Origin of the sequence: Microcoleus sp. S13_C3 (assembly GCF_036700905.1) — a bacterium.
Taxonomy (GTDB): Bacteria; Cyanobacteriota; Cyanobacteriia; order Cyanobacteriales; family Microcoleaceae; genus Microcoleus.
In genome coordinates, this window is sequence record NZ_JAUBPT010000251.1 from 1 (window position 1) to 7029 (window position 7029).

Here is a 7029-nt window from a genome sequence, read left to right on the forward strand (position 1 = left end):
TGATTTATCCGTGGAATCAATCCAAAATCGAAAATCGAAAATCCTCAAGCCCCCGCATTTATCCGTGGGGTCGCCTCTAAAATCTAAAATCTAAAATCTAAAATCGATTGACGGCTGATGCAGGCAGATTGACGCTGTTGAACGCAGATTAGATGATCTCTCCGGGATCGGCTGCTGGGAGTTTGCTCGCCGGCGCCATCGCCCCGGAACTGGTACACAGGATCTGAGTTAAAATTAATATCGCTGTATTTGCGAGTTTACTCGGCATTTTTGAGTGCTTGAATATCGCTTTGCATAATTATGCTGAGATTGCGGGAAATCTTGTCGATTTCCCAATCCCACCACCGAATTTCTAATAGTTGTGCAACTTCACCATCGCTAAAACGCTGTTTGATGGGATGGGCGGGGTTGCCACCGACAATGGTGTAAGCGGGAATGTCTTTTACTACAACGGATTTGGCGGCAATGACGGCACCGTCGCCGATTTTGACTCCGGGCATAATCAGGGATTCATAGCCGATCCAAACATCATTGCCAATGACGGTATCGCCTTTACTTGGCAGTTCCATTAATAAATTCATGGCTGTTTCCCAACCCTTCCCAAAAACCGGAAAAGGATAAGTTGAAATTCCGTCGAGTTTGTGATTGGCACCGTTCATTATGAATTTGACGTTGGTGGCGATCGCACAAAATTTGCCAATAATTAATCGGTCGTTTCCGTAATTATAAAGTACATTTCTTTCAAACTTTTCTGGATCTATTGGATCGTCATAATATGAGTAATCGCCGACGATAATGTTGGGGGATTTAATAAAGTTTTTGATGAAGCATACGCGCCGTTGGTCGGCCATCGGATAGGGTCGGTTTGGATCGGGCCCAATTTCTGTCATAAGTTTCAAGCCTTATTCGTTAAGCTGCTGGATTGATTTACTGTTAATTCGAGTTAGGTTTCTTATGCTTCATTAACATAGAGTAAGAGAGTTTGTCAAGGGGTGGTAGAGAAAATTTGGGGCGCTCGCCCTGCAAGAAATGAGACAAAATGGTAAAAGCCAACATCCATCCGCGTTCCGAAGCGGTTACAAATCCCAAATTAATATGAAAGAAGCGATCGCAGTGAGATAATTTATGAGAGTACGAACCTACGAAATCGGTGATACCCAACAAATTGTACAACTGTTTTACGACACCATACACGAAGTAAACATCCGCGATTACACACAAGCACAAGTAGATGCTTGGGCTCCAGCAGAGATGGATATCGAAAGTTGGACTAAAAGTTTAAGCAGTAAATTTACTTTCGTAGCAGAAGAGGGCGATCAAATTGCAGGTTTTGGGGAATTAGAAGCAAGCGGTCATATCGATTGTTTTTTCTGTCATCAACACTTTCAAAGGCAAGGAGTCGGCAGGCTAATTTTAAAACAAATTGAGTCAAAAGCCCAAAACTTAGGAATTAACAAGTTATTTACCGAAGCCAGCATTACAGCGCGACCTTTTTTTGAAAGCCAGGGATTTATTGTGATGAGAAAACAAGAAGTAGAATGCAGAGGACAAAAATTAATCAACTTTGTCATGGAAAAAAATATATAAACAACGAGTTGTGTAAAATTAGATCGAAGAGTTTTACTCAGGAGTTGCGATGGTGACGGAAGCTACAAATGTGCTGGGCGGAAAGTTAGAGAATTGCTGCACTTCGCCAATGACAGGATATTATCGGGACGGCAAATGCAATACAGGTGGTGGCGACTTTGGGGCTCACACTGTTTGTGCTCAACTGACAGAAGAGTTTTTGCAATTCACTAAATCGAACGGAAATGATTTGAGCACTCCGGTTCCCGAATTTAATTTCCCCGGTTTGAAGCCTGGGGATTGCTGGTGTTTGTGCGCTTCTCGGTGGAAGGAAGCAATGGATGCAGGAGTTGCGCCGCCTGTGGTTTTGGCCGCCACTCACGCCTTGACTTTGGAATACGTTTCTTTGGATGAATTGAAGCAGCACGCTGCTGATTTGTAGGAGGATGTTGGTGTGCGATCCTCTTCGTTGGCGTAGCCCCCGTAGGGGCGGGCTTTCCTTCGGATCGCAACGCTTTCGCTAACGGGCGATCGCGCTCTTATACAAACTGTAGGGTGCGTCAGTTGGCGTTATTTTTTCAATACTTCAGGCGTTTTTCACTGACCCACCCTACAAGTTGACTCCAATCAGTTAAAATAGGTTTAGAGGTGAGGTATAACCAGTGTCAGCTAAGGATCTATTTCATAATGCTGTGAAGCGAGGTCTTGAAAAATCTGAGTGGGTGGTTACTCACGATCCTCTCAGGCTAGAATTTGCAGAGAATGAGAGAGTCGAAATCGATTTGGGAGCTGAACGACTCATCGGTGCGGAAAAATCAGGAAAAAAAATTGCAGTAGAAGTCAAGAGTTTTTTAAGCGCTTCAGCTCTCTCTGATTTTCATACTGCGTTGGGACAATTTTTAAATTACCGTTTAGTCTTAGAAAAGCTCGAACCAGATCGCACTTTATATTTGGCAGTTCCCATCGCGACTTACGAATCTTTTTTCAGTCGGGAGTTACCTCAAGCGTCGGTTCGACAACACCAAGTCAAGCTTATTGTGTATAACCCTGTTCAGGAGGCAATAGTCAAATGGATCGACTAGAGCATTACCGTCAGTGCATTCAAAAACTCCTCATTGAAGATAGCAAGATAGCACCAATTAACGGAGAAATTGAGGTAGAAACAATTTTTGATAAAGAAAAAGATCGCTATCTAGCCGTCGATTTAGGATGGGACGGACACCGCCGCGTGTATAACTGTGTGTTTCATTTGGATATTAAAAATGGCAAAATCTGGATTCAGCGAAATCAAACTGACAGGCAGATTGCTGATGAATTGGTAGAAATGGGAGTACCCAAAGAGGATATTGTGCTAGGACTTCAGCCAACTTATGCACGGGAACATACAGGCTTTGGAGTTGCATAGTAATATAAAAGGCGCCTTCAATCGTAACGTAAGTATTTAAGTGCGATCGGGTGTAATTCTACTAAATTTTTAGGGTTCAGTTTGTGGTTCCCACTGACAGATAGACTCTGGCTTGAGTGGGCAAGTTTTCGGAGCGATCGGATTTCCGCTGAGGTAGAGTTCAGTCAGTTTAGTGAAAGATGCTAGCGGTTTGATGTCGCCGATTTCATTGTTTTCGAGTGAGAGCAAAGTCAGCTTAGTCAAGGATGCTAGCGGTTTGATATCAACGATTTGATTGTTGTTGAGCCAGAGAATCTCTAGTTTAGTCAAGAATTCTACCGGTTTCAGATCGGCGATCTCATTCTTGTTAAGTGATAGCCCTTCCAGGTTAGTCAAGGATGCTAGCGGTTTGATATCAACGATTTGATTCGAGCTGAGGTTAATCCCTTCCAGGTTAGTCAAGGATGCTAGTGATTTGATGTCACTAATCTGATTGCTGCTGAGGTCTAGAAAAGTCAGTTTCATCAAAGATGCTAGCGGTTTGATGTCACTAATTTGATTGCCAGCGAGATCGATCCCAGCCAGGTTAGTCAAAGATGCTAGTGGCTTGATGTCGTCAATCTGATTGCTGCGGAGGAAAAGCCCTTTCAGGTTAGTCAAGGATGCTAGCGGTTTGATGTCATCGATCTGATTTTCGATGAGGACGATTTCAGTCAGGTTAGTCAAGGATGCTAGCGGTTTGATGTCGCGGATCTGATTGTTCCCGATGTTGAGCACTTTCAGGTTAACCAAGGATGCTAGCGGTTTGATGTCACTAATTCGATTGCTGCTGAGGTTGAGCAAAGTCAGGTGAGTTAAGGATGCTAGCGGTTTGATGTCGCTGATAGAAGAGTTGATGAGCCGGAGAGTCTTCAGGTGAGTTAAGGATGCTAGCGGTTTGATGTCGCTGATTCCTTGCTTCGTAAAGCTAATTCCTGTGATACTAGAAAGTTGGCGATCGCCCTCATCGCACTCAGTAGTTCCTGCTATTTTTAACAGCATATCAACAGTATGTTTAGCTTCTGGACTCAAAGAATCTTTTTCGCGACACCATTGAGCAAATGTTTTGTTTCCCGATCGCGTTTCTGCAACCTGCGCCGACACTCCCTTCCCAGATAATGCTAGAAGCACACAACAAGTAAGTGCGATCGACTTTTGTAACTTCATGTGTTTCTGTACAACTATGAGGGTCATAATCTTGTACCTCTAATTTTATCCACTATATAAAACAAAGACACTGCCTTACCGTGTCCCTGCAAAACATCTATTAAAAACTCTCTTAATTACCTCACTCAGCCAAGTTATACTAATTTATAGGTGCGTCAGTTTGCATGATATTCTGTGCCGAGCGATGATATTTCCACGCTCCGCACCCTCCGCAACTAATTAATATCAACTCCCCCTAAATCTGCCACAACTTTTTCCAATCCAGCTATCACCTTCGTCGTCCGTTCCCAGTCAACCTTATCGGGTGTATCTTGCGCCGTGTGATAGTAAGGATAGCGATAGGGAGCAGTATCTGTCACCATCAGCCCTGGATAACCATGTTGCCAAAAAGACCATTGATCAGACCAACCAACACCAGGAATGCCACCCGGAATTGCTGCACCTTCTGAGGGAAATTCAGCATGGCGGCGGAAAGATGCGATCGCCTCTCTAACCAGTTTACTTGAGGATGTATTGCCAATAAATCCGATAAAATTTCCCGACGTAGGATAAAAAAGGTTTAATGGTGCTGGATATTTCTGACTGTTTTTCGCATCTGAGTAATAACCAATTGTTTCTAAACTGAGCATCGAAACAATTTTTTCATTACGCTCTCTGCATCTTTTGGCATAAACCAAACTCCCCATATCAGCAGTCCAGAAAAAAGGCGGTTCCTCATTCACAAACTCAACAAAACGCACAGTCTTTTCAGGCTTTTTATCCGCAAACATTCTCGCTAAAGCCAGCACTCCCGCCGCCCCAGTTGCGTTATCATTTGCCCCTGGACTCCCCACCACAGAATCATAATGTGCCCCTATTACAACTATTTCATCGGCTTTTTTTCCCCCTGAAATCTCCACTTCTATGTTATAATAAAATTTATCATCAATTTTATATCCTTGTCGTTCAACTTTATAGCCAGCCTTTTGAAATGATGCTTCGAGAAAGTCAGCGGCTTCTCCAAGTTTTTGATATTGTATAAAGTTGCGCTCTCCGATTTCACCAGCGAGCTTTTCCACATCGCGCTGTAAAGCATCTCGGAGCGAGATTTCCTGTGCTGTTAAAGGGGGAATTGTCCCGCTGTAGCTTTTCCCAGGCATTGCAATCATACTCAACCATATCCCACTAATTAGAGTAATTAAGATCGTACTAAGGATAGCCAGTCTAGTTAACGTTCCGCGATTCCATAATTCGATCTTTCCCAATTGCATTTGTTTTCTATCTTTCGCTATCCTTGAGTAGCAGGGCGCGTCAGTTTCACTTAGGGTTATTTTTTCAATAATCCAACAACTCCTGACTGACGCACCCTACAAGTTTACACATCGGGCAACTTATACTGCCCCACAATCCGCTTAGCATATTCCGGCACATGAGCCTCTAATTTCTCCGGGTAATTCCGCTTCACGTACAGATAATTGCGAGTGAAATGAGAATCAATTGAAAAACGGGCATATTCCAAACCCTTCGGCCCAATTCTCTCAATAAAAACTCCCATTAACTTCGCCGCCCACATCGGCAAAGTCACCCCTTTTTCATAAGCCGGAATGCTTTGCTGAACCGCTTCTTTTCTGTTTCCCTGAGACATCACCGGCTGAGTATTTAACTGATCCGTTACCAAATCTAACATCTCTTGCCCGGTGTCATTTCGCACCACAATCCACTGCCAGCCAAAAGGTGCTCCCATGTAGCCCACGACTAAATCTGCTAAAGAATTGACATAATCAAAACAGCTCAAACAAGAAGGAGCAAAAACATCTTTCAATTCCTTAGTATTCAAGCCAAAAAACGGCACTTTTTCTTCCGAACCATCTTCGTGTTTGAAGTGAACGTTAAAGTCTTGCATAAACTCGTAAGAAACCACCGTTTCAGGAGAGCGGCTAGTCGTATCTAGAAATTTCTGCAAGCCTGCACGGCTGACATTATCTACGCAGGGAGTTCCCAAAACGTATAGCTTTTCTAAACCGAGTTTTTTCTCGACTGTTCGCAAAGCTTGAATTTGACAGCCGACGCCAATTACTAACAGCCGCTTCATCCCAGATTTTTCTATTTGTTCTAATACGGAAAGATTGGGAGAGAGAGTTGGTTTGTTGACTTTGGCTGCCAGAATTTCTTCGCGATTTCTAGCAATTATCGGCATCGGTTGGAAGCGGTCTTCTTTAGTATTTTGGACGCAAACAACGCCTTCTACAATTCCTTTTTCGAGCATTTCAATGGCAATTGTGCTGACGATCCCCGTCCATTGAGCGCCCTCGATCGGCTCTTTTTTCCGAGCCGCCATCATGTTTTGACTGACTCCGAAATACCAATCGTCGGGATTGTCGAGATTGCGCGATCGCCCGTGAATCTCTTCTTCTAATTCCGCGATATGCTGTGTTAAGAAAGCACAAGATTCCTTGACATAATGGATGTAATATGTATCGCACAAACCGCACTCGCTGCAAAGTTCTTTAGCGGGGCGGCGGCTACCCGGTTTGAGGGCCTTGGATTTTTGGTGCTTAGTAGAATCTGTTGCGGTCATCTAAATTACTTATTTTATGCAGATATGGCTTTTGTTAGGATATCACAGCAATTTCCCTTGATTTACCTCCTTTATTCTTTCTTTCAGTCCTCGCAGGCGGACGCAAGCTTGTGCGGGAGCAAATTCGGTTCGCCCGAAATTGGCGGTTTTCACAAGTTAAAAAATATTAGTCAGGGTTTACCTAGGTTGCGCTATAAACCCGGTTTCTTGCTGAATACCTGACTGTTAAACCTAAGATGTTAGGACTTACGCATTGACAAAAAATATCATCTATGTATTCTAGACAATGCCATGACTGAATCGGTTTGCCAAAATA

8 protein-coding genes are annotated in these 7029 nt (G+C 43.5%); 4 read left to right on the plus strand and 4 right to left on the minus strand.

Annotated elements, in window-relative coordinates; genetic code table 11:
- Positions 1–257: 257 nt before the first annotated feature.
- On the minus strand, positions 258–890 hold the full coding sequence (locus tag QUA16_RS34805) for a Vat family streptogramin A O-acetyltransferase (RefSeq protein WP_333109184.1): 633 nt from the start codon (positions 888–890) through the stop codon (positions 258–260).
- Between the two features lie 235 nt (positions 891–1125).
- Between QUA16_RS34805 and QUA16_RS34810 the strand changes: the two genes are divergently transcribed.
- The 4 genes from QUA16_RS34810 (at position 1126) to QUA16_RS34825 (ending at position 2971) form a co-directional block, all read left to right on the plus strand.
- Complete coding sequence (locus QUA16_RS34810; RefSeq protein WP_333109182.1) at positions 1126–1587, plus strand: GNAT family N-acetyltransferase; 462 nt, start codon at positions 1126–1128, stop codon at positions 1585–1587.
- A gap of 49 nt (positions 1588–1636) precedes the next feature.
- On the plus strand, positions 1637–2008 hold the full coding sequence (locus QUA16_RS34815; RefSeq protein WP_333109180.1) for a DUF2237 domain-containing protein: 372 nt from the start codon (positions 1637–1639) through the stop codon (positions 2006–2008).
- Between the two features lie 220 nt (positions 2009–2228).
- Positions 2229–2648, plus strand: coding sequence for a XisH family protein (locus QUA16_RS34820; RefSeq protein WP_333109179.1), 420 nt, complete (start codon positions 2229–2231; stop codon positions 2646–2648).
- The gene (locus tag QUA16_RS34825) at positions 2636–2971 is read left to right on the plus strand and encodes a XisI protein (protein ID WP_333109178.1); all 336 of its coding nucleotides are present in this window, start codon (positions 2636–2638) and stop codon (positions 2969–2971) included. Before QUA16_RS34820 ends, QUA16_RS34825 begins: the two co-directional genes overlap by 13 nt.
- A 69-nt stretch (positions 2972–3040) precedes the next feature.
- Here the strand turns inward: QUA16_RS34825 and QUA16_RS34830 are convergent, their stop codons facing one another.
- The 3 genes from QUA16_RS34830 to QUA16_RS34840 form a co-directional block, all read right to left on the minus strand.
- Positions 3041–4183: a leucine-rich repeat protein gene (locus QUA16_RS34830; protein ID WP_333109177.1), complete on the minus strand. Its 1143-nt coding sequence runs from the start codon at positions 4181–4183 to the stop codon at positions 3041–3043.
- A 188-nt stretch (positions 4184–4371) separates the two neighbouring features.
- Complete coding sequence (locus QUA16_RS34835) at positions 4372–5406, minus strand: M28 family peptidase (protein ID WP_333109175.1); 1035 nt, start codon at positions 5404–5406, stop codon at positions 4372–4374.
- Positions 5407–5510: 104 nt separating this feature from the next.
- On the minus strand, positions 5511–6713 hold the full coding sequence (locus QUA16_RS34840; RefSeq protein WP_333041421.1) for a Coenzyme F420 hydrogenase/dehydrogenase, beta subunit C-terminal domain: 1203 nt from the start codon (positions 6711–6713) through the stop codon (positions 5511–5513).
- Between the last annotated feature and the right edge of the window lie 316 nt (positions 6714–7029).